Raw genomic sequence first — 26,217 nt, forward strand, 5'->3', positions numbered from 1 at the left:
GCGTCACGCCGCCGCGCGGAGCAGGTCCGACTGCGTCCGGCCGACCGCTGCGGCCTGCACGCGCTGCTCGAAGGCCTCGAGCTCGGCCGCGACCGCCGGTGCCACCCAGGCCCGGTCGCGTCGACGCTCGGTGACCGGACGCAGTACCCCCGCTCGGACGAGGTCCGAGGCCACGGCATCGGCGGCCCCGGCCGGGACCATCTCGTGCAGGTGGTCCTCGGTCAGGACCGGATCGTCGGAGAGCGCCCGGCCGACGACGGCGTGCGGGCCGACTGCGCAGGGCCCCGCTGCCCGGTCGGCCGCGTGTTCGTCGAGCAGCAGGGCGGTCACGGTCGCTTCGTCACACACCGTGCCGATCGCGATGGCGACGTCCGCCACGAGGGCGTCCACGACTCCGTCGCGGTACCGCTCGAGGCACCGGAAGTACCGGTCCCGATCCGCTGCGAGCGCGGTGGCGATCGGCGCGGTCACCGTCGTCGTGACAGCCCGGCGACGCAGGACGGCACTGATCAGGGCACGCCCGATGCGGCCGTTGCCGTCGGTGAACGGGTGGATGGACTCGAACTGGGCGTGACCGATCGCGGCCTGGGCGATCGGGTGCAGGTCGGTGCGGTGCAGGAAGGCGAACAGGTCGGCCATCAGCGGTGCGACGAGTTCCGGCGGCGGCGGGACGTAGGTCGCCAGCCGCGGGGTGTCACCGCCACCGATCCAGTTCTGCACGTCGCGGTACCGGCCGGCGTACCGCCCGTCGATCGGGTCGTCGCACATGAGTCGTCGGTGCGCCGTGAGCAGTGCGGCCTCGGTGATGGTGCCGGTGTCCGCGGCGGTGACCAGGCCCTCGACCGCGCCGGCCGCGCGGACCACCGCGGTCGCACTCGACTTCGCACGGATGCCGACCAGCGCACGGGCGCAGTCGTCGATCGACGCGGACTCGTCCTCGATCCGTGAGGACGCGACCGCCTCGGTCCGGCCGATCACCGAGCCGAGCGGCGCGAGCCGTGAACCGTGGTGGACGTCGAGCGACCGGAGCGCTGCCGCGGCGCGATCGAGGAGCGCCTCGGTGGCGTCGCCGGGCACCCACCGGGCGCGGGCGATCCGTGGCGGTAGCGACACCCGCACGGACGTCGTCATGCGGTCGTCGCGGGACCCCCGGTGGTTGCTCCGCCACGGACGTTCCACGACGTCGTGGACGGGCCAGTCGACGTCGGCGGGCCAGTCGACGTCGACGGGCCAGCCGACGTCGACGGACCCGCCGTCGTGGGTGGGCGGGGTCTCGCTCCGATGCACCATCCCGCGAGCGTAAGCACCCCCGGACACCCGACGCCAAGAATCCGTATTTCGCCGGCCCGCGTAGCGTTGGTGGCATGAGCAACTCCTTCGCGATCACCGGTGCCCACGTCGTCCCCGTCTCCGCTCCGGCCTTCGACGGCGGTGCGGTCGTCGTCGAGGACGGCCGCATCACCGCGATCGGCCCGGACGTTACACCGCCCCCGGGGATGACCGTCGTGGACGCTGCCGGTGCGTGGCTCGTGCCCGGGTTCGTCGAGTCGCACGGCCACGTCGGCATCCACGAGGAGGCGAACGGCGAGGCCGGCAACGACACGAACGAGATGACCGGCCCGAACATGGCCGGGGTCCGCGCGATCGACGCGATCGACATCGACGACGAGGGCTTCCGCGACGCGCTCGCCGGGGGCATCACGAGCATCGTCGTGAAGCCCGGGTCCGGCAACCCGATCGGCGGCCAGACCGTCGCCATCAAGACCTGGGGCGGGCGCACCGTCGACGAACAGCTCATCTCCGACGCGGTGAGCATCAAGAGCGCGCTCGGTGAGAACCCCAAGCGCGTGTACGGCGGCAAGGGCCAGACGCCGTCGACGCGCCTCGGCGTCGCGAAGATCATCCGTGACGCCTTCGTCGAGGCCCAGAACTACCGTGCCGCCCGCGACGCCGCCGCCTCGAAGGGGGAGCCGTTCGCGCGCGACCTGACGAAGGAGGCCCTGGTCCGCGTCCTCGACGGCGAGCTCGTCTGGGATCAGCACACCCACCGCCACGACGACATCGCCACCGCGATCCGGCTGTCCGAGGAGTTCGGCTACCGACTCGTCGTGAACCACGGCACCGAGGCGCACAAGATCGCGAGCCTGTTGGCCGAGAAGGACATCCCGGTCATCTACGGCCCGCTGTTCACCAGCCGCTCGAAGGTCGAGCTCCGTGACCGCGGCATCCCGAACCTCGCGACCATCGCCGCCGCCGGCGTCCGGGTCGCGATCACCACGGACGCACCGGTCGTGCCGATCGGCATGCTCGTCGACCAGGCCACCGCCGCGGTGAAGGAGGGCCTGCCCGCCCAGACCGCGCTCGAAGCGCTGACGGTCAACCCGGCCGGGTTCCTGGGCTTCGGCGACCGCGTCGGACGGCTCGCCGAGGGCTACGACGCCGACCTCGTGCTCTGGGACGGCGACCCACTCGACGCCACCAGTCGCGCGACGCGCGTCTGGATCGACGGCCGGCAGGTCTTCGAGTGGGCGGACGGCGTCGGCGTCACCACCCCGCGCTGGTAGCTCCCCGCCCCCAGACGCCGGTGTCTCCGTCAGACGCCGCCGAACGGGCGAGACGCCGCCGAGTCCGGCGGCGCTTTGCAAACACGACGGCGTCTTGCGTCCGCAGTGGGCGCAGTCGACGACGGACGGGAGGCACGGGGCGACGCCGCCACGGGCCTCCCGTCCGCCGCGTGGCCGGCCACAAGACGCCGGCGTCTCCGCCGCACGCCCTCACGTCCGCGAGACGCCGCCGAATTCGGCGGCGTCGAACCGACACGACGGCGTCTTGCGGAGTCGACCAGTCGGCCCAGCGGACGCGGCGGGATCAGCCCTCGCGCGCCAGCAGGAACTCGTTGATGCGCTCCGTCAGGTCCGCGTCGATCGCCCGGGTCGCACCGTTCACCGACCGGATCGGCGCTGCCTGCCGCACGCTCGACACGAGCCAGAGCGCGTCCGCGGCCTGCAGGTCGGCGAGGGTGACGAGCTCGTAGGCGGTCTCGATGCCCTCCTGCTCGGCGAACCGGAAGACGTCCGCCTGGGTCGTGCCGGCGAGGATCCCGATGTCGGTGCGGGGCGTGACGAGCCGGTCGCCGACCTTCATGACGAGGTTCGCGCGCGTGCCCTCGAGCACGTAGCCGTCGCTGGACACGAACAGGGCGTCGTCGGCGCCACGGCGGACGGCCTCGCGCAGCGCTGCCATGTTGACCGCGTACGACAGCGTCTTCGCGCCCTGCAGCAGCCACGGCGAGGTCCGCTCGACGTCGTGCCGGTACCCGCGGTCGAGGACCACGACGGAGATGCCCTCGGTGCGCGCCGCGGTGGAGTCCCCGGACGGTGCGGCGTAGGCCCACCCCGTCGGCCGGTCGCTGCCCTCGACGCCGCGGGTCAGCACGGTCTTGACGAAGGCCTCACGCACCGGGTCGAGCTCGGCGCAGACAGCCTCGACGGCACGGCGCCACGCGTCGACATCGGGCTCCGGCAGGTCGAGCATCGCGGCTGACCGCACGAAGCGCGCCAGGTGCGGTTCGACGGCCTGCGGGTGTCCGTCGACCACCGTGATCGTCTCGAAGACGCCGTCGCCGCGGATGATGCCGAGGTCCTGCACCTGGAGGTGTTCCTCGAGCGGCGCAGCGAACGTGAAGGCATCGGCGGCGGGGTCGTGCGGCGCGGCGTCGCGGGAGGGCTGGTTGAGGATCGCGAGCACGGTTTCGGTCATGCATCCATCCAACCGCACACGCGTCCACGCACCCCGTGCGCGGACGTCAGCTCGCGTCGGGCAGGGCGCCCATGAGCTTCCAGACCGCGGAGGTCAGCTCCGGGTGCTGCAGCGCGATCCGTCGCAGTCGGTGGTACTCCTCGCCGAGCGCGGTGCCCTGGCCGGACGCCGGGTGCATCGACCACTGGGCGTTCCGCTTGCCGATGGCCGCGTCGAGGTCCACCGCGTCGGCCCGCAGGATCAGCACGACCTGCTCGTCCACCGTGGGGAGCGTCGGCATGAACTCCCACGGGTCCTCGCCCTGACGGCTCCGGTGTTCGACGAGCATCGAGATCTCCTCGGCCGCCTCGGCGCGCAGCACTTCGAGGCTGCGCCCGGTCCTGCGGGGCTCAGCCATGGTGCCCCCGCAGCACGCCTGCCATGGGAAAAGCGTACGACACAACTTCGGCCACACTGGACGGGTGACCCCGCGCGAGAGCAAGTCCCAGCACCCCCGAGTGGTCGTCGTCTACCTGCTGCGCGACGGTGAGACCGGGCCGGAGGTCCTGCTCGGTGAGAAGCGTCGCGGCCTCGGCACCGGCCGCCTGGTCGGCCCCGGCGGCAAGCGCGAGCCCGGCGAGACGGCGGTCGCGACCGCCGTGCGCGAGGTGCGTGAAGAGGTCGGCCTGCGTCTCGAGACGGCCGACCTGGAGGCCCGTGGCACGTTGGACTACCGGTTTCCGTACCGGCCGTCCTGGTCCCAGGTCTCGGACGTCTTCGTCTGCCGCCGCTGGCAGGGCAGCCCGTCGGGGTCGGACGAACTCGAACCCCGGTGGATCCCGGTCGCCGACGTGCCCTTCGACGCCATGTGGGACGACGCGAGGTACTGGCTGCCGGGGGTGCTCGACGGGGGCAGCGTGCGGGCCCGGTTCACCTTCGCAGAGGACGACGCCACCGTCGCCGGCTTCACCGGGACGGGCGTCGCGACACCCGCGTAGAGCCGGTCAGCGGGTCAGCGGGTCAGCGGGTCTGCTGCGTGCGGGTGCTGCCGGTGCGCGCCTCTTCGGCGGCGGCGATGACCTCGGCGTCCCCGCTGCGACCACCGAGGGGCCGGACGAAGAAGTCGATGATCCCGAACACGATCGCGCCGACCATGGCGAACATCGCCCAGCCCACGAAGAGCCCGGCGGTGTTCCGGCCGTCGGCGGGTGCGAGCACGATGCTCGCGACGTAGAAGCCGACCGTCAGCACGAGGAGCACGACGACGACGGTGACGAGGACGCGGTGCCAGGTGATGCGGGGGTTCATGCCGCCCAGGATACCCGCCGCCGACACTTCACCGGTCCGCGTGCCGGCCGTGCGGGTGCTCGTCCGTGGCGTCGACGCGAGCCGACCTGTCGGACCGGACCGGGGCCCTGGAGCCCTCGGTGCGTGGGACGGGACGTGTGCGCGGTCCGGGCCCCGCGCCTCCCGTGCGGTTCTCGGTGCGCACCACGGCGATGCGGCCGGTGGGGGTGGTCTCGGTCTCGAGGCCGTCGCGTCCGCCGGTGAAGACGTCGCCGCCGGCGCGGGCGTCCTCCCAGTCGTCGTCGCTCAGCACGCTCAGGGTGCCGGTCTCGGTGGACTCGAGGCCGTGGCGTTCGAGCTCGGCGTCGCGCTGCTTGCCGAGGAACTCACGGTTCGCGGTGTTGGCGTCCTGGAACATCGTGGTCCGCCCCGTGACGATGGCGCGGATGCGTCGGCGCTCCCACCACTGCTTGCCGAAGTACATGAGGACGAGGCCGGCCGCGGCGTAGCAGCCCATCGTGATGAGCCCACGAGCCGGTCCGGGGCCGACGCCGTAGATCTGGTGCTTGATCATGTCGACCATGCTCGATCCGACCACGACGTTGTTGAGCCACGCGAACGGCTCCGGCATGAACCACTTCGGGTACGCACCACCCGACGACGGCATCGACAGGAAGACGAAGCAGATCATCGCGGGCGCGGCGATGAACCGGCCGACGAAGTAGCTCAGCCCGTTGACGGCGAGGCCGATCGCGACGATCCAGCCCCACGCGATGAGCACGAGCTGGATCCAGTGCCCGTGGATCGCACCGACGACCGGTCCGGCGAGCGTGTTCGTGATGAGGGAGATGACGAGACCGCCGACGACGATCACCGTCATGCGGGTGCGGTGCCGGAGCGGGCCGCCCATGATCCCGATGAACATCGCGACCATGTAGCCGCCGATGCACCACGCGAGCATCACGTACATCGGGACGGTGCCGTACTCGTCCCACGCGGGCAGCGCGGCGAGCTCCGTGACCTTCGGACTCGCGACGCCGATGCCGGTCAGCACCGCGGTCAGCGTCGCCGGCACCAGGTTCGCGACCTGGAACTGGTGGGCGCTCGCCTTGAAGAACTCGTTCGTGGCGGGGTCGTACGCCACAGCCATCGACCCGGCGAGGACGTCGCGCTTCGCCGCGGTCAGGGAGTCGTAGGTGTGGAACACGAACTCGCCCGGCAACGCCTTCTGCACCGCCGCGACGAGCGTCGGGTCGCTGCCGATCAGGGCGATCGGGACGTCGTGCGGGTGTGGAGCGTGGAACGCGAAGACGTAGCAGAGGCAGAAGCCGACGATGAAGAACAGCGGCATCCAGAGCTGCAGCCCGATCAGCTGGAGCGACGGGTGCAGCGTCGAGTACCAGCGGCGGTATGCACCGTGCTGCTGCGGCTCGGGGACGGGCGCCTGGCGACGCGGTGCGGGCCGACTCGACCCGGCGACCTTGGCACCGCGGCGGGGCTTCGTGCCACGGGCCGACGGCCTGGTGCTGCGCGGCTTCGGGGCCGACGTCGGCCGGGACGCTCCGGGACGGTCCGGGGTGTCGTCGTGCTTCGGGACGTCGTTCCGCGGCGTGCTCACTCGGCCTGGTGCTCCTGTTCTCGGTCGGAGCGCCAGGATACGCCCGTGCCCCTCAGGAGCGGCTGCGTGAGGCCTGCGCCGAGTCCATCGCGAGTTCTTCGGCGTCGAGGGTCACGAGCACGCGGCGCATGACCTCTTCGTCGAGGTTGCCCTTCTCGCGCTCCTCGAGCACGATCTCGCGGCGACGGTCGAGCAGCTCGCGACGGATGTCCTGGATCTGCTGGCCACGCAGCCGCATCGGGGCGTTGCGCTCCTCGTCCTCTTCTTCGAGGGCGTCCTGCCGGAAGGTCTCGACCTGCCGCTCGAGCCGGGCCTTCAAGCGGGGCACGACGGAGTCGACCGCCTCGGCCCCGTACTGCCTCGACCAGTCGGGGCGGCGCTTCTCGAGCAGCTCGATCGCCGCCTCGGTCGTGCGCTGGTTCAGGCGCATCTCGCTGCGGACGTCCTCTTCGCCCTCGGCCGGGTCCTGCACCTTGAGCGCACGGATGACGAAGGGCAGCGTCAGGCCCTGCAGCAGCAGGGTGCCGACGGTGACGAAGAACGCGATGATGAAGATCGTGTCCTGTGCGGGGATCTGGGTCGGGCTCGCGACGACGGACACCGCGGCGGCGAGGGTGACCACGCCGCGCATGCCGGTCCACGAGATGACGGTGAGCTCGCGCCAGTTGAGCTTCGGCTCGGCCGTGCCGCGCATCCACCGCAGGGACGGGTGGCCGCGCGAGAGCTTGATGCGCAGCGGTCGGAACCACCGGCCGTTGAACCGGTTGCGCACGTACGACTCGAAGATGAAGAGCGGTCGCACGAGGATCACGACCGCGAGCACGACCGCTGCCGCGGTGAGGGTCTGGCCGAGACTCCGCTCGCTCTCGACCAGGTCCTGCACGACGGTGTTGAGCTGCAGGCCGATCAGGGCGAAGACGAAGCCCTCGAGGATGACGTCGATGCTCGTCCAGAGCGGGCGCTCCTGCAGGCGGGTGGCGTAGCCCTCCTTCGGCGAGTTGTAGCCGATGTACAGGCCGGCCGTGACGACCGCGATCACGCCGGAGCCAGAGAGGTGCTCCGCCAGGATGTACGCGACGAACGGCAGCAGGATGCTCATGATCGTCTCGACGACGGGGTCGTTGAGACGCATCCGGATCCAGTGCACGACGACACCGAGCACGATGCCGACCGCCAGGCCGACGCCGATTGCCAAACCGAAGATCCCCAGGTCCTGCCAGACGGTCAGCGACGTCCCCGCGATGATGAGCGTGAACACGCGGACCAGGGTCAGCGAGGCCGCGTCGTTGATCAGGCTCTCGCCCGACAGCACCGTCATCACCCGGCGGGGGAGTCCGAGCTTGCGGCCGATCGCCGCAGCCGACACGGCGTCCGGCGGTGCCACGATCGCGCCGAGCAGGATCGCCGCAGGCAGGGTCATGTCGGGGATCAGGAAGTAGGCGACCGCGCCGACCACGAGTGCCGTCACGATGACCAGGAAGATGCCGAGCCGTCGGATCTGCTTGATCGACGTCCGGAAGCTCTGCCACGACACGTCGAGCGCCGCCGAGTAGAGCAGCGGCGGCAGGATCACCGTCAGGATCACCTCGGAGTCGATCTCCATCGCGGGGAGCCCCGGCAGGAACGAGGCCGCGAGGGCGACGGCCGTGACGAGCAGCGGAGCGGGCAGCCCCTTCGCCCGTGCGAACCCGGTCACCGCGAGCGATCCGACCAACAGGATGAGGAGCTCGACGGTGTCCATGGGACTCATTCTCGCATCGGCATGGTTCCAATCTGAACGAGTCTGAAGCTCCGGTGAACAGCAGGTTGCCGATCAGGTTTGCTCCGGAGGCCGTCGATGGGGAACACTGGCCCGCGGTGGACATCACACTCATAGTCGTCCTGGTCATCGCGTTGGCCCTCTTCTTCGACTTCACAAACGGTTTTCACGACACCGCCAACGCGATGGCGACTCCGATCGCGACCGGGGCCATGAAGCCCAAGGTCGCGGTGACGGTCGCCGCGGTGCTCAACCTCGTCGGTGCGTTCCTCAGCACCGCGGTGGCGACCTCGATCTCGCACGGCCTCATCAACGAGGGCCCCGGCGGCGTCGCGATCTCACCGGAGATGATCTTCGCGGGGCTCATCGGAGCGGTCGTGTGGAACATGATCACGTGGCTCCGGGGGCTGCCCTCGTCGTCGTCGCACGCGCTGTTCGGCGGGCTCATCGGCGCGGCGATCGTCGGCGCCGGGTTCCAGTCCGTGAACTACGTCGCGCTGCTGACGGTGGTCATCATCCCGGCCTTCGCGTCCCCGGTGATCGCGTCGCTCGTGTCGTTCCTGTCGACCCGCATCGCGTACCGGATCACGAAGCGTCCGGTGTTCCCGAACGAGCGCGGGGGCTTCCGGGTCGGGCAGATCTTCACCTCGTCGATGGTGTCGCTCGCCCACGGCACGAACGACGCGCAGAAGACGATGGGCGTCATCACGCTCACCCTGATCGCCTCGGGCGCACAGTCGACGAACCAGGGCGTGCAGTTCTGGGTCGTCGTGGCCTGCGCCCTGGCGATCGCGCTCGGCACCTACACCGGCGGCTGGCGCATCATCCGCACCCTCGGGTCCGGCATCACCGAGATCCGTGCAACGCAGGGCTTCGCGGCCGAGGCCTCGACCGCCGCGACGATCCTGGCGTCCAGCCACCTCGGCTTCGCGCTCTCCACCACCCAGGTGTCCTCCGGCTCGATCATCGGTGCCGGGCTCGGTCGCCGCGGTTCGAAGATCCAGTGGTCCACCGCCGGCAAGATCGTCATCGCGTGGTTCATCACGCTGCCGGCTGCCGCCGCGGTGGGGGCCGTCGCCTCGGGCATCGCCCGTCTCGGCGTCATCGGACTCGTCATCGACGCGATCGTCGGTGCCGCGGTGATCCTCGGCCTGTACCTCTGGTCGCTCCGGAAGCCGCACGAGGCTGCCTCCGCGATCGAGGTCGACGTCGCCGCGAACGCTGTGTACACCCGCAAGGAGCTGCGTGACCTGCAGCGGAAGAAGCGTGCCGACGCCGTCGCCGATCGTCGCGCGGAGCTGAGCCGCGAACGCACGCTGCGCCGCATGGCCGCACGCAAGGGAGGCCGTCGCTGATGGGCATCGCGCTTGACGGACGCCGTTTCGCATTCCGCACGGTGGGAGATCGCTGATGGGCATCGACTGGTTCGCATTCCTCACCGTGGCGCTCGTCGCCGTGGTCTCGTCGTGCTTCGTCGTCGCGGTGTACTCGGTCGGCCTCCGCTTCTGGAGCGCCGCGGACACCCGCGCGGGCAAGTTCACCGTGAAGGAAGACGGAACGATCGGCCCGGCGACCGCCGGGTTCCCGAACCCCGCTGGCGCGACGACCGCGGTGCGCGGGTTCCGTGCGCTCGCGATCCTTTGCTACGTCATCTGCGCGGCCGTCGTGCTGTACGGCATCTACCTCATCGTCCCGCAGTTCCACTGACGCGCGGCGCGCGGCGCGCGCGTCCTCGCCTCGGCTGTGGCGAGCGGGCGAAATGCCGGGGTGCGTGGCGGACGCAGGGCGCGTATTCGCCCGTTCGCGTGCGTGGACCGGGAGGCGCGTGGCGGCCTGGCACCGAGCCTCCCGTCCGCCCCGTGGTGAGTGGGCGAAATGCCGGGGTGCGTGGCGGACGGAGGGCGCGTTTTCGCCCGTTCGCGGACAGAGCCCAGCCCACGACAGCCCGCGCGCGGCTCCGGACCGGCCGGACGGACTGGGTTAGCCTCGACGTGTGACCGGCAACGAAGCAGCACAGGCCCCATCTGGGGCGCAGACCCGTACCGAGAGCGACTCGCTGGGGTCGCGGGAGGTCCCACGCGACGCCTACTGGGGGATCAACACCCTGCGGGCGCTGGAGAACTTCCCGATCACGAGCGTCCCGATCTCGGTGTACCCGGACTTGATCGAGGCCCTCGCCACCGTGAAGCAGGCCGCTGCACGGGCGAACCGTGCGATCGGGGTGCTCGACGACGAGCGTGCCGACGCCATCGACCGTGCCGCGCAAGAGGTGCGCGACGGGGCGCTCCGCGAGCAGTTCGTCGTCGACATCGTGCAGGGCGGCGCCGGCACGAGCACGAACATGAACACGAACGAGGTCCTGGCGAACCGTGCGCTCGAGATGCTCGGGCGGGAGCGCGGCGACTACGCCTACCTGCACCCGATCGACCACGTGAACCGCAGCCAGTCGACGAACGACACGTACCCGACGAGCATCAAGATCGCGATGATCTTCTCCGCCCGACGGCTCATCGAGCAGCTCGAACAGCTCTCCGCCGCGTTCGCCGAGCGGGGGCGTGCCTTCGCCGACGTGTTGAAGGTCGGTCGGACGCAGCTGCAGGACGCCGTGCCGATGACGCTCGGGCAGGAGTTCACCGGGTTCTCGCACACGATCCAGGAGGACGCCGACCTGCTCCGCAAGGTCCTGCCGCTGTTGGCCGAGATGAACCTCGGCGCGACGGCGATAGGCACCGGGATCACCGCGGACCCGCTGTACCGCGACGAGGTCCGCCGCCAGCTGCAGGAGGCCAGTGGCATCGACGTCGTCACGGCACCCGACCTGATCGAGGCGACGAGCGACGCCGGCGCCTTCATGACCCTGTCCGGCACGGTGAAGCGCAGTGCCGCGAAGCTGTCGAAGATCTGCAACGACCTGCGGCTCCTCGCGTCCGGGCCGCAGGCTGGGCTCGGTGAGATCACCCTGCCGGCCCGTCAGGCCGGGTCGTCGATCATGCCCGGCAAGGTGAACCCGGTGATCCCCGAGGTCGTGAACCAGATCGCGTTCGCAGTCGTCGGGGCGGACACCACGGTGACGATGGCGGCCGAGGGCGGTCAGCTCCAGCTCAACGCCTTCGAGCCGATCATCGCGCACTCGATCCTGCAGTCGCTGCAGTGGATGGCACGGGGCTGTGCGACGTTGCGCGAACACTGCGTGACGGGCATCGAGGCGAACGAGGCGAAGCTCGCGGCGCAGGTCGACACGAACGTCGGCGTGGTCACAGCCCTGACCCCGTACATCGGTTATGCGGCGGCGGCGTCGATCGCACACACGGCACTGACCACGTCGACGCCGATCTCGACGCTCGTCGTCGCGGCCGGTCTGATGGACGAGGACCAGGTGCAGCGCGTGCTGAGCCCGGCGCGGTTGTCCGGCATCGAGCTCGCGACCGGTGCGATCCCTGTGGTCACCGAGGAGATGCTGGACCGAGCGGCACGCGAGCGCTGACGCGCAAGCAGCGCACGACGCGCACGACGCGCAAGCAGCGCAAGCCCGTCAGGGCATCGGCGCTTCACCGACGCGCACCTGCTGGGCAACGTCCCGCAGGTGTTCCTGCGCCGGGCTCGGCTCGGCGTCCTCGTCGGCGGCGACCTGCGCGGCGGCGTGCCGGACGTTCCGCGCCGCGGCGATGTCGGCGTCCCGCCACCGTGCCAGCGTGAAGTTGCGCGTGACGTCGCGCAGCGGCAGTCGGATCGACTCGTCGGCCTCGATGCCGGCCAGCAGCTGCCGCATCCGGATCACCTCGGAGTCGAGCTCACCGCCGACGACGAGCACGAAGTTCGAGATGTACAGGTAGACGAGCAGCAGGATCCCGCCACCGAGCCACCCGTACGCGCGGTTGCCGCCGCCGATCGTCTCGACGTAGATCGCGAAGCCGAGGGTCGCGATCGCCCAGGTCACGATGGCGAACGCTGCACCGGCGGACACCCACCGCAGCTGCGGCGTCTTCACGTTCGGGGTCGCGTAGTACAGCACGGCGACCATCACCACGAGGTCGGCCGCGAGCACGGGCCACTTCACGATGTTCCAGACGTCGTCGATCCACGGGGCCCAGCCGAACGAGGCGACGATCGCCGCCGAGATCGTCGGGGTGCCGAGCAGGATGACGATCGCGATCGCGCCGCCCGCCATCACGAGCAGGGTGACGAGGAGCATCATGCTGCGGAACTTCCAGATCCGCCGGCCCTCCTCGACCTCGTACGAGGTGTTCATCGCCCGCCCGAAGGCCGTCGCGTACCCGGACAGCGACCAGAGCGTCAGCACGACGCCGATCGCGAACCCGAGCCAGGGGTTGTCGAGGGTCAGCAGTTGGCGCAGCGGGGTCTCGAGGTGCTCCGCCGTCTCCGGCCGCAGGATGAACCCGAGCACGCCGATGATGTCCGAAAGGCTGTCGCCCTCGCGGTCGACGATCGACAGTGCGGACACCACGGTCAACGCGGTCGGGAACACCGTCAGCAGCGCGAAGAACGTCAGCGACGCGGCCGCGTCGACGACGCGGTGCCGGATCACCGAGTGGTAGGTGCGCCGGACGACGGCGCGGACTCCCGTCCGCTGGAGATCGCGCGATGCGCTGTCCGGCATGCGTTGTACGGTACCCGACACGTGACGTCGCGCCGTGCTGTGGTCGTGCTGCGGTGCGGACGGGAGGCCCGTGGCGGGCCCGCCCGGCGCCTCCCGTCCGCCGCTTGGTCGCGTCGACCCCGTCAGAGCGACACAAGCCCGCTCCGGTCCGCCGTCCGTCTCGCGAAAGCGACAGACGTCTGCGGAAGGTTCGCGCGCATCTGTCGCTTTGGCGGGAGGGCCGGCGGCCGCTCGTCGGTCAGTTGGCGTGCGGGTGCAGGGCGTCGTAGCGGCGGAAGGAGGGGACCAGGCGGAGCAGCAGCGCAACGAGCGCCACGATGAGCACGCCGCCGATGATCGGCGGGTACGCGATGCCGGCCGCGACCACCAGGCCCGCGTACAGGTCACCGAGCCGTGGGCCGCCGGTCACCACGACGATGAAGATGCCCTGCAGCCGGCCGCGCATACCGTCCGGCGACGCCGCCTGCAGGATGGTGTTCCGGAACACCGAGCTGACGTTGTCGGCGCCTCCGGCCGCGGCGAGGAACAGCGCTGCGAGGCCGAGCGCCGGCAGGATCCCGACCGAGAACGACTCGCCCGCACGACCACCGAGCACGTGCGCCAGCGCGATCACCACGCCGAACGCCGCGATCGCGCCGCCGTACGCGGTGATGGCCCAGCCGACCGCCTCGCCCTGCCGGCGGACGTGCCCGAGCGGACCGGAGAACACGCTCGACAGCAGCGCACCGATCGCGTACGCCGCCGTCAGCGTGCCGACCGTGATCGATCCGCCACCGATCACCAGGGCGCCGATCGCGGGGAACAGCACGCGGGGCTGGCCGAACGTCATCGCGACGATGTCGAGCACGAACGTCATCGTGATGTTCTTCGACTTCCGCAGGAACCGGGCGCCTTCGACGAGCGAGCCGAGCCCGGGCCGGAGCGCTCCGTGGTCGGCGGCCATCCGCGGCAGCGTGAAGACCCCGAGGAACGCGAACGTGAACAGGACGACGTCGATCGTGTACGTCGGCGCGAACCCGACGGTCGCGATGAGCACACCGGCGACCGCCGGGCCGACGGTGACCTGGAACCCGGACGCGATGCCGCCCAGGGCGCTCGCCGCGGGGAGCATGTCGGTGCCGACCAGCCGGGGCACGATCGCCGAGCGCGAGGCGTTGCTGACGGTCGCGGCGACGGCGTTCACGGTGGCCAGGACGTAGAGCAGCAGGACGCTGTGCAGTCCGAGCCAGGCATGGGTCGCGATCAGGGCGACCGCGACCCAGGCGATGATCGACGAGACGAGTGCGACCAGGCGCCGGTCGAAGGCGTCCGCGAGCATCCCGCCGTACAGGCCGGCGACGATCATCGGCAGCAGCGCGATGACGCCGACCAGGGCCACGGCGAAGGTCGAGTGCGTGATCTCGTACACCTCGAGCCCGACCGCCACGTTGGTCATCTGGGTGCCGATGCCGGCGATCGCCGTGCCCGCCCAGAGGCGTGCGAACGCGGGGGAGCGGCGGAGCGGGGTGAGGTCGGCGAGCAGGCGGCGGCGCGGCGGTGCGGGAGTGGGTCGTGTCACGGTGGAACCATTCTGCGGCCTGGGTGGCCGGTGCGCCTGCCGTTGCCGCGCTCTGGTTGACTGGAACGCATGACTGACCTCAACAGCAAGCCCGAGTTCGACGCTCCCGAGGGCCCCGCCCCCACCGAACTCGTCATCACCGACATCGTCGAGGGTGACGGCGACGTCGCGAGCGCCGGGTCGACCGTCAAGGTCCACTACGCCGGCGTCGAGTACGAGACCGGCGAGGAGTTCGACAGCTCGTGGAACCGCGGCGAGCCCATCGACTTCCCGCTCGCGGCGCTCGTGCGCGGCTGGCAGGAGGGCATCCCCGGCATGGAGGTCGGCGGTCGCCGCAAGCTCGTCGTCCCGCCGGAGCTCGCCTACGGCCCCGCCGGCGGCGGCCACTTCCTGTCCGGCAAGACCCTGATCTTCGTGATCGACCTGCTCGGAGTGCGCTGATGCAGGTCGGCGCGCCGACCATCGAACTCAACGACGGCCACCGGTTCCCGGAACTCGGCCTCGGCACCTACGGCCTGAACGGCGACGAGGGCGCGGCCGCCGTCGGCACCGCGATCAGCAGCGGCTACCGGCTGCTGGACACGGCGCTGAACTACGGCAACGAGGACGCGGTCGGCCGAGCCGTCCGCGAGTCCGACGTGGCCCGCGAGGACCTCGTCGTCACCTCGAAGCTCCCCGGCCGGCACCACGGCTACGACGAGGCGCACCGCTCGATCGACGAGACCCTGGGCAACCTCGGACTCGACCACGTCGACCTGTACCTGATCCACTGGCCGAACCCGTCGGTGGACAAGTTCGTCGACACCTGGAAGGCGTTCGTCGACCTCCGCGACAGCGGCAAGGTCCGTTCGATCGGCGTCTCGAACTTCACCCCGGAGCACCTGCGCCGCATCATCGACGCGACCGGTGTCGCCCCGGCCGTGAACCAGGTCGAGCTGCACCCGTACTTCCCCCAGGCAGAACTGCGGAAGGTGCACCAGGAGCTCGGCATCGTGACCGAGAGCTGGAGCCCGCTCGCGGTCCGGTCGGAGCTCCTCACCGAGCAGCCGATCACCGACGCCGCAGCTGCCCACGGTGTGACCCCGGGCCAGGTCGTGCTGCGGTGGCACGTCCAGCTCGGCGCGGTGCCGGTGCCGAAGTCGGCCGACGCCACGCGGCAGCGCGAGAACCTCGACGTGTTCGGCTTCGAGCTCACCGACGCCGAGGTGCAGGCGATCTCCGGCCTCGAGCGCGGCCGGCTCTGGGACGCGGACCCGGACACGCACGAAGAGATGTGACGCACGGCGCGGCGACGTGCCGCGCAGCACGACCCTTCGGGAACGGCGGGGCTCCAGCGGGCAGTACACTGGATTCCCCTCTTCCCGAAGGGTTGTGTGTGTCAGAACCGACCGAGATCGACCGCGAGCGCGGCTACGTCGACGGGCTCTTCCGCCGTCTGGACGAGTTGACCGCCGAGGCCGAGCAGCGTCTCGCCGAGACCCGTCGTCAGACGGTCGGCGGGAACCACCAGAGCCGCAGCGAGCGTGACGCGTACGCCCGGCTCTACGAGGACACCGTGGCGACGCTCGAGCGCGTCGGGGACCGGCTGGTCTTCGGCCGGCTCGAGGTCTCCGAGCCCGACACCGCCGAGGACACCTTCCGCTACATCGGCCGCGTGGGGCTCCGCGACGCCGACCACCGACCGCTGCTGCTCGACTGGCGTGTGCCGGGAGCCAGCGCGTTCTACCAGGCCACCGCGGCGCACCCGATGGGCATGCGGTCACGTCGTCACCTGTCGCTCGAGGGCCGGCGGGTCGTCGGTGTCGAGGACGAGGTCTTCGACGCGTCGCTGTACGACGACGACCGCACCCACCTGCAGGGCGAGGGGGCACTGCTGGCCGCGGTGACCGCCGAGCGCACCGGCCGGATGACCGACATCGTCGCGACCATCCAGGGCGAGCAGGACCGGATCATCCGCTCACCCCTCGAGGGTGTCCTCATCGTGCAGGGCGGCCCCGGCACCGGCAAGACCGCCGTGGCGCTGCACCGTGCCGCGTACCTGCTGTACTCGTATCGCGAGCGGCTGCGCGGCTCCGGGGTCCTCATGGTCGGTCCGTCGTCGGCGTTCCTGACCTACATCGAGCAGGTGCTGCCGTCGCTCGGCGAGACCGGGGTCGTGATGGCCTCGCTCGGCTCGCTGTACCCGGGTGTGCACGCGACGACGCACGACCAGCGCGACGTCGCCGCCGTGAAGGGCTCGGCGCAGACGGCGTCGCTGCTGCGTCGCGCCGTCCGGTCGCGGCAGGTGGTGCCGACCGAGTCGGTCGTCCTCGACGTCGAGGGCGAGCGGCTCGTCGTGACGCCGCAGCTCGTGGCTGACGCCATGAAGCGAGCGCAGGACCGCGGCAAGCCCCACAACGCCGCGCGCGTCACGTTCAACAAGATCGCCCTCGACTCGATGACCCGCTTGCTCGCCGAACAGCTCCGCGAGCGCGGCACGACGGTGGACGAGGCCGACGAGAAGGTCCTGCGCGAGGACATCCGGAGCTCGTACGACGCCCGGGTACTGCTCAACACCGCTTGGTTGCCGCTGCCGCCGGAGAAGTTCCTCGAGGACCTGTACGCCCGCCCGAACTGGCTCGCCTCGCTGACCCCGGACTGGACCCCGGAGCGCCGCGCACTGCTGCAGCGTGCCCGCGGGGCTGCCTGGACGGTCGAGGACGTCCCCCTGCTCGACGAGGCCGCCGAACTGCTCGGCCCGTTCGACCCGACCGGCGGTGCCGCCAAGCGCGCGGCGAAGGCCAGCCGGAACCGTGACATCGAGAACGCCCGTCAGGCCATCGAGAACATGGGCGTCGAGGGGATCGTCACCGCCGAACAGGTCGCCGGTTCGTTCGCCGAGGGCGGGGACCCCCGCTCGACGGCCGAGCGAGCCGCCGACGACCGCGAGTGGACCTACGGACACATCGTGGTCGACGAGGCGCAGGAGCTCTCGCCGATGCAGTGGCGGGTGCTCGCCCGCCGCAACCCGCTGCGGTCCTTCACGATCGTGGGCGACATGGCCCAGGGCTCCTCGCCGGGAGCCGCCCGTACCTGGGACGACGTGCTCGGTGCGCTGGCCCGCCGGCGTCGGGGCCGTGCGCCCCTCGTGCCCCTCGACCACCGCATCGCGCAGCTCACCGTGAACTACCGCACCCCGCGGTCGATCGTCGAGGCCGCCGGGGTGTTCGCCGACCGTGCCGGCCTGACCGTCACCCGGAACGAGGCCGTGCGCGACGGCGACCCCGTCGAGCGCGTCCGTGTCGCCCGTGCCGACCTGCTCGACACGGTCGTGTCCGTCGCCGACGCCGAACGGTCGCGGATCGGTGCCGGCACCATCGGCGTGATCGTCCCCGAGTCCGAGGTGGACGCCGTCCGGCAGCGCCTCGCCCGCACCGAGGCCGACGTGCGCGGGCTCACCTCGCCGCACGCCGGATCGCTCACGGTGCTGACCGGGGCGGACGCCAAGGGCCTCGAGTTCGACGGCGTGCTGCTCGTCGACCCCGACCGGGTCGGTGCCGACGCGGCACGAGCGGCCGCTGCGGTCTACGTCGCGATGACCCGTCCGACGCGCCGCCTGACGGTCATCGACGTCGCCTGAGGCGCGGGCCGCGCCACTCGGTGGCGGCCGGGAGGCCCGTGGCGGGCCCGCCACACCCCCGCCGTCTCAGGACGGGTCGCCTGCAGAGCGGACGCGCGCGACCAGGTCGGCCCACGCACCGTCGAGGCGGCGGCCCGGGATCGTCACGGTCGTGCGCTCGACGGTGATCGTCCACGTGAAGTCGTCGGGGACCGGCGGTCCGGCGTGCACCGCCGCCGCGGGGGACCGGGGCAGCGCGTCGACCACTTCGGACCACGCGGTGGGGTCGTCGGTCGTGTCGGTGTCGACCCGCCAGCGCCGCGTGGTGCCGGCGAAGCCTCCGGTGCGGCGGACGTCGATGTGCATGCCCCGACCGTACGCCGGTGCGCGGCGGACCACCGGCTCAGCCCAGGACGCCCACCGTCCGCCAGGCGTCCTGCACCGCGGTGTGCTCTGCGGAACCGGCGCCGAACCGGGACCCAGCGGCCGTGATCGTCACGGCGGCGAACCCCGCGAAGTCGATCGACGCGGTGACGGCGTCCGAGGTCAGGGCGTCCCACCACACGGCACCGGCGCCCTGCCAGGCGTGCCCGCCGATGCTCGTCGCCGCCAGGAAGAACGCGTGGTTCGGGATGCCGGAGTTGGTGTGCACCCCGCCGGCGTCGTCGGTCGTCACCACGAAGTCGGCCATGGTCGCCGGCTGCGGGTCCTTGCCGAGCACCGGGTCGTCGTAGGCGGTGCCCGGGGCCCGCATCGAGCGCAGGGCGTCGCCGTGCACCGCATCGGTGAAGAGGCCCTCGCCGATGAGCCAGCTCGCCTGGTCGGCGGTCTGCCCGGCGGCGTACTGGGCGACGAGCGAGCCGAAGACGTCGCTGATCGACTCGTTGAGCGCCCCGGACTGCCCCTGGTACGTCAGGTCGGCGGTGTACTGCGTGACGCCGTGCGCCAGTTCGTGCCCGATGACGTCGAGCGCGATCGTGAAGCGCCGGAAGACCTCGTCGTCGCCGTCGCCGAACACCATCCGGCTGCCGTCCCAGTAGGCGTTGTCGTAGTCCTGCCCGAAGTGGACGGTGGCGTCGAGGGGGAGCCCGGCGCCGTCGATCGACACCCGGCCGAACACGTCGAGCCAGAACGCGTGGGTCGCACCGAGGCCCGCGTACGCCTCGTCGACGGCCGCGTCACCGGTGTCCGCGTCTCCTTCGCGACGGACCACGGCGCCGGGCAGCGTCGTCGTGCCGCGTGCATCGGCGATCGTGCGCTGCGGCGATCGGTCGACGGTGCCGGTGCCGGTGCCGGTGCCGGTGCCGGTGCTGCTGAGGCTGCGCGGCGCGACCAGGTGCCGGTGCTTCGGGGCCTGCACGGCCTCGAGCGACGCCAGTGCGGTGCGGGCCGCCGATGCCGCCCGGGGGAACTCGGCCGCCTGGGCCACGGCGTGGAGCAGGTAGGGCGGGACGACGGAGCGCCGGCTGTCGGTCGGGGTCATGGGCTCATGCAACCACCGGATACCGACACACCGGCACCGGCTCAGTCGCGCTTGCGGTTCTCGACCAGCGCGAGCGCGTACGACTCCCACCACTGTCCGGCGGCCGGCCCGCCGTTGCACGTGCCGTCGCTGAGCCCCGGGGTCTTCACCCACAGCAGGGCGTCGAGCCGGCTCGACCCGCCGGTCACGTGCGGAGCCTGGCCGAGCCCGGCGCCCTCGGGGTTGCACCAGGTGCCGCGCCACCCCTGGCCGTTGCGGGAGACGTCGATGACGAAGTGCGGATCGCCCCCGATTGCGTCGGCGAGCTCGTCGGCGTAGGCACGCTCCTGGTCGACCCGGTAGAAGTTCGACACGTTCGTGAAGAAGCCCTGGACCTCGTCCACCCCGGCCTGCCGCAGCCAGTCGGCCATCGTCGCCGTCGGGACCCGGTTCTCGTTGCCGCCGTCCAGGTACACCGTCAGCCCGTGCCCGGTCAGCGCGTCCACCGCCTTGCGGAGCAGGGGGAGCCGGGAGTCGCGGATCCGCTCGCAGTTCTGGATCTGCGCGATCGCATCCGGCTCGACGAGCACGACCGCCCCGGACCCGGCCATCGCGCGGACGGCGGAGCGGACCCACGGCAGGTACGCGTCGTCGGTCGTGCCGCCCTTCGAGTAGCTGCCGCAGTCACGATCCGGCACGGTGTACAGGACGAAGACCGGGGTGGCCTGCTGGCGTTCGGCGTTCCGGACGACGGCGCGGATGGTCGAGCGGGTCTCGGACCGCGAGGTGTTCGTGAGCCAGGTGGCGATCGGCTGGTCGGCGATCCGGGCGATCTGCGCCGCGGTGTCCTCGTGCCCCGCCGCACGGGCCTGGCGTTCGCGGAGGCCCGGTTGGTTCTCGTCCACCGGCTGGTGCGCGAGCCCACCGGGGAACGCCTGCTCCGCCGTCTTCCGGGCGACGACGTCGCGTCCGCTCGCCGTGGGGTCGGCGTCCGGCCCGGTGCCCCCGTGCGGCGCGACGACCACGATCGTCGTGACCACCGCGGCGACGGCGACCACCGCGGCGGCGATCCACGCCCACTGGCGTCGGGCCGACCTGCGCGTCCCCTGGTGCTCCTCCGGCATCCGGCGGTCCTCCCTGCTCGCCCCCATGCTGGCAGGTGCGGGGGAGTCCTGACCAGGCCGCCGGGGTGTTCGTCCAGCTCGACCGGCGGCTTCTGCCAGGAGCGCTCCAGCGGGCGTGCAGGGCGGTGCCGCAGACTGTCGGGATGTTCCGTCGACTCCTCCTCCTCGCCGTGACCGCGGCGTACGCCTGGGTGATCTGGCGGATGACGCTGACGCCGCAGGTGTTCACGTCGGCGCAGAACTCGTTCGTGCTGCACGCGATCGCCTGGGTGCAGCAGCTGCCGCACGGCACCTGGTTCACCTACGAGCGCACCGAGTTCCTCGCCAACATCGCGATGTTCGTGCCGGTCGGCATGCTCGCCGCGCTCTGGTTGCCGCGCCGCTGGTGGATCCTCGGCGCCGTGGTCGCCGTCGTCCTGTCGACCGGCATCGAGTTCGCGCAGGCCACGTACCTGCCCTACCGCGTGGCCGATCCCCGCGACGTCCTGTCGAACGGCCTCGGCGGCCTGCTCGGCGCGACGCTCGTCGGGCTCGTGCGCAGCCTGCTGCCCGCCCCACGTCGTCGTCGCCTGCGCGCCAGGACCGCCTAGGACTCTGGTAGTCTTGCGCGGTTGCCGTCGAACGGCCGCGGACAAAGAGCGCTCGTGCATCAGGCACGGGCACCGCGCAACGGACTGAAAGGGGATCTACGCATGGCACTTGACGCGAAGGTCAAGCAGGAGATCATCGAAGAGTACGCGACCCACCCGGGCGACACCGGTTCCCCCGAGGTCCAGGTCGCCGTTCTGACGCGTCGTATCAACGACCTGAACGAGCACCTCAAGGAGCACAAGCACGACCACCACTCGCGTCGTGGTCTGCTGCTCATGGTCGGTCAGCGTCGCCGTCTCCTCGGTTACCTCTCCGACGTCGACATCGCCCGCTACCGCACGCTCATCGAGCGTCTCGGCCTGCGCCGCTAGTCGACGCCTCACGGCTTGACTGAACGCCCCGGTCCTCTTCGAGAGGGCCGGGGCGTTCTCCGTTCCCCCGGGAATGGTTGCGTCGCGCGCAGGGTTCACTACGATGTTCATGCAAACGCATCGAAAGTCGGGAAGCACCATGACCACCATCGCCGTCGTCTCCGCCGGGCTCTCCGAGCCCAGCTCCACCCGCCTGCTCGCCGACCGCCTCGGTGACGCCACGGTCGCGGCGCTCGCCGCACCGGATGCCACGGGCCGACCGGGAGGCCCGTCCCGCGTCGTGCACGTCGACCTGCGTCCGCTGGCCCACGAGATCACGGACGCCATGCTCACCGGGTTCGCGGCGCCGGCACTGTCCGCCGCGATGGCCACCGTGGTCGAGGCCGACGCCGTCGTGTTCGTCACGCCGATCTTCACGGCGGGCGTGAGCGGGCTGGCGAAGTCGTTCCTCGACGTCCTCGACAAGGACTCGTTCGCCGACATGCCCGTGCTCCTCGGTGCGACCGGGGGGACCTCGCGGCACTCGCTCGCGATCGACCACGCGCTCCGCCCGGTCTTCGCGTACCTCCGCGCTGCGGTCGTGCCGACCGGTGTCTTCGCGGCGACGGACGACTGGGGGAGCGACGGCGACGCCGCGGCCCTGGACGGACGCATCCGCCGGGCGGGAGCCGACCTGGCCTGGGCGACCCGGGCCTCCCGGCGGACCTCGCAGGAAGCCGACGCGCTCCCCGCGACCCCGGACTTCGCGAGCCTGCTCGGTGGCCTCGGCCACTGACCCCGTGTCCCGTCCCGGAAGACGCCGTCGTCGTGCTGAGACGCCGCCGGATCTGGAGGCGTCTCGCTGACTCGGGGGCGTCGGGTGAACACGCCGGCGTCTTCTCAGCACGCCGGCGTCCTGCGAGCACGCCGGCGTCTTGTGAGCACGCCGGCGTCTTGTGAGCACGCCGGCGTCTTGCGGACGGGCTCTTAGGTGCGCCACAGGGTTCGTGGGGGTGGAGTCCGGCCGGCTGGCGGCTGGCTCATCGGTGGGCTCGGGAACCTCGTCATGACGACGAGGAGGACCGATGGACACCAGAGGCAAGGGCAGGCGATCCGCACGGGTCACGAGTGCGCTCGTGAGCCTGGGCGGGCTCGCGGTCGCGGCGGTCACGGGTGCCGGGCTGTGGTTCGGGCACGAGCAGGCCGGCACGATGACGACCGACACGTCGACGAGCACCAGCACTTCGACGGACTCCGGTTCGGGTACCGGGACGTCGAGCGACGCCACCACGGACTCCGGGTCCTCGTCCTCGTCGTCGAGTGGCACGTCGAGCGGCACATCGAGCGACACGTCGACCGACACGTCGAGCGACACCGGGGTCTCGCAGGGCACCACAGGTGGTTCGTCCGACACGACGACGACGGGATCGTGACCGTGCGCGCCGCCGCCGAGTGGGACCTCTGGACCACCACCGCCCGCGTCGTCCTCGACCACCGGGACCGCCGCCACCTCGCCGCCGCCGAGGCCTGCGTCCGCGAGGTCACCGCAGCCGTCGACGCGGCGTGCAGCCGCTTCCGTGACGACTCCGAACTCCTCGCCCGGGCCGATGACCTGGTGCGCGGCACCGAGGTCTCGCCCCTGCTCGCGACGCTCGTGCACCAGGCCGTCGACGCCGCACGGCTGTCGGACGGGGACGTCGACCCGACGCTCGGTCGCCGGATGGTGTCGCTCGGGTACGACGCCGCGTTCGCGGACGCCCCGCCGCAGCCGTCGCCGGAGACCCTGGCCCGATCGTTCGACGACCGCCCGGCATGGCAGCGGATCCTGCTCTCCGGCACCTTCCTGCGGGTCCCCGAGGGCGTGACCCTCGACCTCGGTGCCACGGCGAAGGCCGCCGCCGCGGACATGGCGGCCGCGAGCATCACCGCCCGACTCGGCGTCGGCGCACTCGTCTCCCTCGGCGGGGACGTCGCCACCGCCGGCCCGGACCCGGCCGGCGGCTGGCAGGTGCGCGTGCAGGACCGGGAGTTCGACCCCGTCGACCACGTCCGCATCGCCTCGGGGTGGTCCGTCGCGACCTCGAGCACGCAGAAGCGTCGCTGGGAGCAGGACGGCACCGCGCGACACCACATCCTCGACCCGCGGTGGGGCCTGCCCGCCGACCCGGTGTGGCGGTCGGTGACCGTCGTCGCCCCGTCGTGCGTCACCGCGAACACGATGACCACGGCCGCCGTGGTCCGCGGGCACGGCGCCGTCGATTGGCTCCGGCAGAGCGGTCGGGCCGCGCGCCTCGTCGCCGCCGACGGCTCCGTGGTGCGGCTCGGCGGCTGGCCCGACGAGCAGGCTGCCGACCGGGCCGATGACCTCGACCGGGCCGACCACCTCGGCGGAGCGGACGCCGCCTGATGGACACCGCGCTCTGGGTGATCGGCCGCGGGATGGGCGTCGCCGCCGTCGTGCTCCTGACCCTGACGGTCCTGCTCGGCATCGTGACGCGCGGCGGACGACCGCTCCCCGGCCTGCCGCGGTTCGCCGTGCAGCTCGTGCACCGCGACGTCGCCCTGGCGTCCACCGTGCTCGTGGTCGTGCACGTCGTGACGCTCCTGCTGGACACCGAGGCCGAACTCCGGCTCGTCGACACGATCGTGCCGTTCGTCGGTGCCTACCGCTGGTTCTGGCTCGGCCTCGGCACGCTCGCGGTCGACCTGCTCGTGGTGCTCGTCGTCACGGGCATGCTCCGCCGGGTGATCGGGCCGCGGGTGTTCCGCGCCGTGCACTGGGCGGCGTACGCGATGTGGCCGATCGCCCTGGCGCACGCGATCGGCACCGGGACCGACGGTACGTCCGCCTGGTTCCTGGTCGTCGCCGGGGTGTGCGCCGCCGCGGTCGTCGGTGCCGTCGCCTGGCGCTGCACCGCCCGCGTCACCGAGTTCCGTTCCCCGCCGACGGGACGCCCGCACCCGGCCGGCCCGCACCCGATCGACCCGCAGCCGATGGAGGCCCTCCGATGACCGTGACCCACCCGCTCACCGTCCAGCCGCCGACCGGCACGCAGCGACTCCTCGCCGCAGCCGGCCCCGGGCTCGACGACCACGAACGCACCCACGGCCCGCTCCCGCACGTCGGGCCGGGGGTCATCGACGAGATCGCCCTGGCCGGGGTCGACGGCCGTGGGGGAGCCGGGTTCCCGCTCGCCCGCAAGCTCGACGCCGTGGCGGGACGGAGCCGGCGCGGCAGCCGTGGCGCTCCGACCGTCATCGCGAACGGTGCCGAGGGTGAACCGGCCAGCCGCAAGGACGCCGTCCTGCTCGAGCGAGCACCGCACCTGGTGCTCGACGGCATCGTCGTCGCGGCACAGGCGATCGGCGCGACCGAGGCCGTCGTCGCCACCAGCGAGCGGCTCGCCGACCGGGTCGGACGCGCACTGGCGGAACGCACCGACCCGGTCGCCATCGCGGTCCGGGTCCTGCCGCACAGCTCGTTCGTCGCCGGGCAGGCCACGGCACTCGCCTCGGCCGTCGCCGGTGGACGAGGACTGCCGGAGGACCGTGTCGTCCGGCTCGCCGAGCGTGGCCCGAGCGGCCGCCCGACCCTCGTGTCGAACGTCGAGACCCTCGCCCAGGCGGCACTCGTCGCACGGTACGGGGCCGTGTGGGCGCGCAGCGTCGGCAGCGCGAGTGCTCCCGGCACCCGACTCGTGACGGTCAGCGACGTGACGGACCCGGCCGGGGCCGTGGTGCTGGAGACCGCCGGGGGTGCGCCGCTCGGGCAGCTGCTGGAGGCCTCCCGGCTGACGGCCGCCGACCCGCGACGGACGCGAGCCGTCCTGGTCGGTGGGTGGGGCGGCACCTGGGTGCCGGCCGCGGCGCTCGATGCGACGTTCGACGTCGACGGGCTCGCGCCGTGGGGTGCGGCGCCCGGAGCCGGCGTGCTGGCCGTGCTCGACGACCGGACCTGTCCGATCGGGGTGACGGCACGGCTCGCCGCGGCACTCGCCGGCGCCTCCGCCGGACGCTGCGGGCCGTGCGTGAACGGCCTGCCGCGGATCGCCGACGTGGTCGCCGCGCTGGCGGCGGGCCGGCACGGGGCACGGCTCGCCGGACCGTCAGACCTGGCCGCCGAGGTGCGCCGGGTCGCCGCGCTCGTCGACGGACGCGGCGCCTGTCATCACCCGGACGGCGTCGCGCGGATGGTGCGCAGCGCACTCGACGTGTTCCACGACGACGTGCAGGCCCACCTCGGTGGCCGGTGTCTGGTCGGGGGTGCACGATGACCGGTGGCCGGGCGGCTGCCGGCGACGCGGCGCTGCACGTGGACTGGACCCGCTGCCGGGGCCGCGGGCTGTGCACGGAGCTGTTCGCCGAACGCTTGGCGCGGGACGAGTGGGGCTACCCGATCGCGCGGGACGGCGGGGGGACGCGGGACGTGCCGGTGCGACCGGACGAACGTGCCGCCGCTGCGGACGCTGTGGCGATGTGCCCGCTGCAGGCGCTCCGGCTGGTCGAGCGGTGAA

27 protein-coding genes are annotated in these 26,217 nt (G+C 71.9%); 16 read left to right on the plus strand and 11 right to left on the minus strand.

Going from position 1 to position 26,217, the window contains the following annotated elements; genetic code table 11:
- Positions 1-3: 3 nt before the first annotated feature.
- Positions 4-1,290 carry a Fic family protein gene (locus ITJ59_RS06620; RefSeq protein ID WP_194650292.1) on the minus strand — a complete coding sequence of 429 codons (1,287 nt, stop codon included), beginning with the start codon at positions 1,288-1,290 and terminating at the stop codon, positions 4-6.
- A 74-nt stretch (positions 1,291-1,364) separates the two neighbouring features.
- Between ITJ59_RS06620 and ITJ59_RS06625 the strand changes: the two genes are divergently transcribed.
- Complete coding sequence (locus ITJ59_RS06625) at positions 1,365-2,564, plus strand: amidohydrolase (protein ID WP_194650293.1); 1,200 nt, start codon at positions 1,365-1,367, stop codon at positions 2,562-2,564.
- A 304-nt stretch (positions 2,565-2,868) separates the two neighbouring features.
- Here ITJ59_RS06625 and ITJ59_RS06630 read toward each other — a convergent pair whose 3' ends face one another.
- Together ITJ59_RS06630 and ITJ59_RS06635 are read right to left on the minus strand one after the other, a co-directional pair.
- Positions 2,869-3,759, minus strand: coding sequence for an aminodeoxychorismate lyase (locus tag ITJ59_RS06630; RefSeq protein ID WP_194650294.1), 891 nt, complete (start codon positions 3,757-3,759; stop codon positions 2,869-2,871).
- Between the two features lie 46 nt (positions 3,760-3,805).
- Positions 3,806-4,156: a tryptophan synthase subunit alpha gene (locus ITJ59_RS06635; protein WP_194650295.1), complete on the minus strand. Its 351-nt coding sequence runs from the start codon at positions 4,154-4,156 to the stop codon at positions 3,806-3,808.
- 64 nt (positions 4,157-4,220) lie between these two features.
- On the opposite strand from ITJ59_RS06635, the gene ITJ59_RS06640 reads away from it, so the two are divergent.
- Positions 4,221-4,736, plus strand: a complete 516-nt coding sequence (locus ITJ59_RS06640; protein ID WP_194650296.1) for an 8-oxo-dGTP diphosphatase — start codon at positions 4,221-4,223, stop codon at positions 4,734-4,736.
- A 22-nt stretch (positions 4,737-4,758) separates the two neighbouring features.
- Here the strand turns inward: ITJ59_RS06640 and ITJ59_RS06645 are convergent, their stop codons facing one another.
- From ITJ59_RS06645 to ITJ59_RS06655, 3 genes are read right to left on the minus strand one after another with little or no spacing between them, the layout of a single operon-like run.
- Complete coding sequence (locus ITJ59_RS06645) at positions 4,759-5,046, minus strand: hypothetical protein (protein ID WP_111084562.1); 288 nt, start codon at positions 5,044-5,046, stop codon at positions 4,759-4,761.
- Between the two features lie 28 nt (positions 5,047-5,074).
- Entirely contained in the window at positions 5,075-6,643 is a 1,569-nt protein-coding gene (locus ITJ59_RS06650) for an ABC transporter permease (protein WP_194650297.1), read from the minus strand.
- A 52-nt stretch (positions 6,644-6,695) separates the two neighbouring features.
- Positions 6,696-8,384, minus strand: a complete 1,689-nt coding sequence (locus ITJ59_RS06655; protein WP_194650298.1) for a cation:proton antiporter — start codon at positions 8,382-8,384, stop codon at positions 6,696-6,698.
- A 116-nt stretch (positions 8,385-8,500) separates the two neighbouring features.
- On the opposite strand from ITJ59_RS06655, the gene ITJ59_RS06660 reads away from it, so the two are divergent.
- From ITJ59_RS06660 to ITJ59_RS06670, 3 genes are all read left to right on the plus strand, one after another.
- Positions 8,501-9,757, plus strand: a complete 1,257-nt coding sequence (locus ITJ59_RS06660; protein WP_194650299.1) for an inorganic phosphate transporter — start codon at positions 8,501-8,503, stop codon at positions 9,755-9,757.
- A gap of 55 nt (positions 9,758-9,812) precedes the next feature.
- On the plus strand, positions 9,813-10,109 hold the full coding sequence (locus ITJ59_RS06665) for a hypothetical protein (protein WP_194650300.1): 297 nt from the start codon (positions 9,813-9,815) through the stop codon (positions 10,107-10,109).
- Positions 10,110-10,395: 286 nt separating this feature from the next.
- Positions 10,396-11,886 (plus strand): aspartate ammonia-lyase, encoded by a 1,491-nt coding sequence (locus ITJ59_RS06670; RefSeq protein WP_194650301.1) that lies wholly within the window; start codon positions 10,396-10,398, stop codon positions 11,884-11,886.
- Between the two features lie 48 nt (positions 11,887-11,934).
- On the opposite strand, the gene ITJ59_RS06675 is transcribed toward ITJ59_RS06670, so the two are convergent.
- Together ITJ59_RS06675 and ITJ59_RS06680 are read right to left on the minus strand one after the other, a co-directional pair.
- The gene (locus ITJ59_RS06675; protein WP_194650302.1) at positions 11,935-13,020 is read right to left on the minus strand and encodes a YihY/virulence factor BrkB family protein; all 1,086 of its coding nucleotides are present in this window, start codon (positions 13,018-13,020) and stop codon (positions 11,935-11,937) included.
- A 238-nt stretch (positions 13,021-13,258) separates the two neighbouring features.
- Positions 13,259-14,578: an MFS transporter gene (locus tag ITJ59_RS06680; RefSeq protein WP_194650303.1), complete on the minus strand. Its 1,320-nt coding sequence runs from the start codon at positions 14,576-14,578 to the stop codon at positions 13,259-13,261.
- A gap of 69 nt (positions 14,579-14,647) precedes the next feature.
- Here ITJ59_RS06680 and ITJ59_RS06685 point away from each other — a divergent pair, with 69 nt between their 5' ends.
- The 3 genes from ITJ59_RS06685 to ITJ59_RS06695 all read left to right on the plus strand — a co-directional run bounded on the left by ITJ59_RS06685 (position 14,648) and on the right by ITJ59_RS06695 (position 18,197).
- Positions 14,648-15,019, plus strand: a complete 372-nt coding sequence (locus ITJ59_RS06685) for an FKBP-type peptidyl-prolyl cis-trans isomerase (protein WP_194650304.1) — start codon at positions 14,648-14,650, stop codon at positions 15,017-15,019.
- Positions 15,019-15,855: an aldo/keto reductase gene (locus tag ITJ59_RS06690; RefSeq protein ID WP_194650305.1), complete on the plus strand. Its 837-nt coding sequence runs from the start codon at positions 15,019-15,021 to the stop codon at positions 15,853-15,855. The genes ITJ59_RS06685 and ITJ59_RS06690 overlap by 1 nt, the downstream gene beginning before the upstream one ends.
- Positions 15,856-15,953: 98 nt before the next feature.
- Positions 15,954-18,197, plus strand: coding sequence for a HelD family protein (locus ITJ59_RS06695; RefSeq protein ID WP_194650306.1), 2,244 nt, complete (start codon positions 15,954-15,956; stop codon positions 18,195-18,197).
- Positions 18,198-18,263: 66 nt separating this feature from the next.
- On the opposite strand, the gene ITJ59_RS06700 is transcribed toward ITJ59_RS06695, so the two are convergent.
- Genes ITJ59_RS06700 through ITJ59_RS06710 form a run of 3 tightly spaced genes read right to left on the minus strand, consistent with a single transcriptional unit; the run spans position 18,264 to position 20,762 of the window.
- On the minus strand, positions 18,264-18,542 hold the full coding sequence (locus ITJ59_RS06700) for a protealysin inhibitor emfourin (protein WP_194650307.1): 279 nt from the start codon (positions 18,540-18,542) through the stop codon (positions 18,264-18,266).
- A 37-nt stretch (positions 18,543-18,579) separates the two neighbouring features.
- Positions 18,580-19,659, minus strand: coding sequence for a M4 family metallopeptidase (locus ITJ59_RS06705; protein WP_194650308.1), 1,080 nt, complete (start codon positions 19,657-19,659; stop codon positions 18,580-18,582).
- 41 nt (positions 19,660-19,700) lie between these two features.
- Positions 19,701-20,762, minus strand: a complete 1,062-nt coding sequence (locus ITJ59_RS06710; RefSeq protein ID WP_194650309.1) for a glycoside hydrolase family 6 protein — start codon at positions 20,760-20,762, stop codon at positions 19,701-19,703.
- Positions 20,763-20,905: 143 nt separating this feature from the next.
- Between ITJ59_RS06710 and ITJ59_RS06715 the strand changes: the two genes are divergently transcribed.
- From ITJ59_RS06715 to ITJ59_RS06745, 8 genes are all read left to right on the plus strand, one after another.
- A complete protein-coding gene (locus ITJ59_RS06715) occupies positions 20,906-21,352 on the plus strand; it encodes a VanZ family protein (protein WP_194650310.1) in 447 nt (148 codons plus the stop codon).
- Positions 21,353-21,454: 102 nt separating this feature from the next.
- A complete protein-coding gene (rpsO, locus tag ITJ59_RS06720; protein ID WP_071257618.1) occupies positions 21,455-21,724 on the plus strand; it encodes a 30S ribosomal protein S15 in 270 nt (89 codons plus the stop codon).
- Between the two features lie 139 nt (positions 21,725-21,863).
- The gene (locus ITJ59_RS06725; protein WP_194650311.1) at positions 21,864-22,499 is read left to right on the plus strand and encodes a CE1759 family FMN reductase; all 636 of its coding nucleotides are present in this window, start codon (positions 21,864-21,866) and stop codon (positions 22,497-22,499) included.
- A 289-nt stretch (positions 22,500-22,788) separates the two neighbouring features.
- The gene (locus tag ITJ59_RS19050; protein WP_228511112.1) at positions 22,789-23,136 is read left to right on the plus strand and encodes a hypothetical protein; all 348 of its coding nucleotides are present in this window, start codon (positions 22,789-22,791) and stop codon (positions 23,134-23,136) included.
- The gene (locus ITJ59_RS06730) at positions 23,133-24,110 is read left to right on the plus strand and encodes an FAD:protein FMN transferase (RefSeq protein ID WP_323749427.1); all 978 of its coding nucleotides are present in this window, start codon (positions 23,133-23,135) and stop codon (positions 24,108-24,110) included. Before ITJ59_RS19050 ends, ITJ59_RS06730 begins: the two co-directional genes overlap by 4 nt.
- Positions 24,110-24,715, plus strand: a complete 606-nt coding sequence (locus ITJ59_RS06735) for a ferric reductase-like transmembrane domain-containing protein (RefSeq protein ID WP_194650313.1) — start codon at positions 24,110-24,112, stop codon at positions 24,713-24,715. The genes ITJ59_RS06730 and ITJ59_RS06735 overlap by 1 nt, the downstream gene beginning before the upstream one ends.
- Complete coding sequence (locus tag ITJ59_RS06740) at positions 24,712-25,977, plus strand: NADH-ubiquinone oxidoreductase-F iron-sulfur binding region domain-containing protein (RefSeq protein WP_194650314.1); 1,266 nt, start codon at positions 24,712-24,714, stop codon at positions 25,975-25,977. The genes ITJ59_RS06735 and ITJ59_RS06740 overlap by 4 nt, the downstream gene beginning before the upstream one ends.
- Positions 25,974-26,216, plus strand: a complete 243-nt coding sequence (locus tag ITJ59_RS06745; protein ID WP_194650315.1) for a ferredoxin — start codon at positions 25,974-25,976, stop codon at positions 26,214-26,216. The genes ITJ59_RS06740 and ITJ59_RS06745 overlap by 4 nt, the downstream gene beginning before the upstream one ends.
- The last annotated feature ends 1 nt before the right edge of the window (position 26,217 follow it).

Source organism: Curtobacterium sp. VKM Ac-1393 (assembly GCF_015350995.1).
In the GTDB taxonomy this organism is placed as follows: domain Bacteria; phylum Actinomycetota; class Actinomycetes; order Actinomycetales; family Microbacteriaceae; genus Curtobacterium.

What these genes read in the sequence shown, in the direction of transcription:
- ITJ59_RS06620 (WP_194650292.1), bottom strand. Translation starts at nt 1,290, where the DNA reads ATGGTGCATCGGAGCGAGACCCCGCCCACCCACGACGGCGGGTCCGTC.
- ITJ59_RS06625 (WP_194650293.1), top strand. Translation starts at nt 1,365, where the DNA reads ATGAGCAACTCCTTCGCGATCACCGGTGCCCACGTCGTCCCCGTCTCC.
- ITJ59_RS06630 (WP_194650294.1), bottom strand. Translation starts at nt 3,759, where the DNA reads ATGACCGAAACCGTGCTCGCGATCCTCAACCAGCCCTCCCGCGACGCC.
- ITJ59_RS06635 (WP_194650295.1), bottom strand. Translation starts at nt 4,156, where the DNA reads ATGGCTGAGCCCCGCAGGACCGGGCGCAGCCTCGAAGTGCTGCGCGCC.
- ITJ59_RS06645 (WP_111084562.1), bottom strand. Translation starts at nt 5,046, where the DNA reads ATGAACCCCCGCATCACCTGGCACCGCGTCCTCGTCACCGTCGTCGTC.
- ITJ59_RS06655 (WP_194650298.1), bottom strand. Translation starts at nt 8,384, where the DNA reads ATGGACACCGTCGAGCTCCTCATCCTGTTGGTCGGATCGCTCGCGGTG.
- ITJ59_RS06665 (WP_194650300.1), top strand. Translation starts at nt 9,813, where the DNA reads ATGGGCATCGACTGGTTCGCATTCCTCACCGTGGCGCTCGTCGCCGTG.
- ITJ59_RS06675 (WP_194650302.1), bottom strand. Translation starts at nt 13,020, where the DNA reads ATGCCGGACAGCGCATCGCGCGATCTCCAGCGGACGGGAGTCCGCGCC.
- ITJ59_RS06685 (WP_194650304.1), top strand. Translation starts at nt 14,648, where the DNA reads ATGACTGACCTCAACAGCAAGCCCGAGTTCGACGCTCCCGAGGGCCCC.
- ITJ59_RS06690 (WP_194650305.1), top strand. Translation starts at nt 15,019, where the DNA reads ATGCAGGTCGGCGCGCCGACCATCGAACTCAACGACGGCCACCGGTTC.
- ITJ59_RS06700 (WP_194650307.1), bottom strand. Translation starts at nt 18,542, where the DNA reads ATGCACATCGACGTCCGCCGCACCGGAGGCTTCGCCGGCACCACGCGG.
- ITJ59_RS06705 (WP_194650308.1), bottom strand. Translation starts at nt 19,659, where the DNA reads ATGACCCCGACCGACAGCCGGCGCTCCGTCGTCCCGCCCTACCTGCTC.
- ITJ59_RS06710 (WP_194650309.1), bottom strand. Translation starts at nt 20,762, where the DNA reads ATGCCGGAGGAGCACCAGGGGACGCGCAGGTCGGCCCGACGCCAGTGG.
- ITJ59_RS06715 (WP_194650310.1), top strand. Translation starts at nt 20,906, where the DNA reads ATGTTCCGTCGACTCCTCCTCCTCGCCGTGACCGCGGCGTACGCCTGG.
- rpsO (WP_071257618.1), top strand. Translation starts at nt 21,455, where the DNA reads ATGGCACTTGACGCGAAGGTCAAGCAGGAGATCATCGAAGAGTACGCG.
- ITJ59_RS06725 (WP_194650311.1), top strand. Translation starts at nt 21,864, where the DNA reads ATGACCACCATCGCCGTCGTCTCCGCCGGGCTCTCCGAGCCCAGCTCC.
- ITJ59_RS19050 (WP_228511112.1), top strand. Translation starts at nt 22,789, where the DNA reads ATGGACACCAGAGGCAAGGGCAGGCGATCCGCACGGGTCACGAGTGCG.
- ITJ59_RS06735 (WP_194650313.1), top strand. Translation starts at nt 24,110, where the DNA reads ATGGACACCGCGCTCTGGGTGATCGGCCGCGGGATGGGCGTCGCCGCC.
- ITJ59_RS06740 (WP_194650314.1), top strand. Translation starts at nt 24,712, where the DNA reads ATGACCGTGACCCACCCGCTCACCGTCCAGCCGCCGACCGGCACGCAG.
- ITJ59_RS06745 (WP_194650315.1), top strand. Translation starts at nt 25,974, where the DNA reads ATGACCGGTGGCCGGGCGGCTGCCGGCGACGCGGCGCTGCACGTGGAC.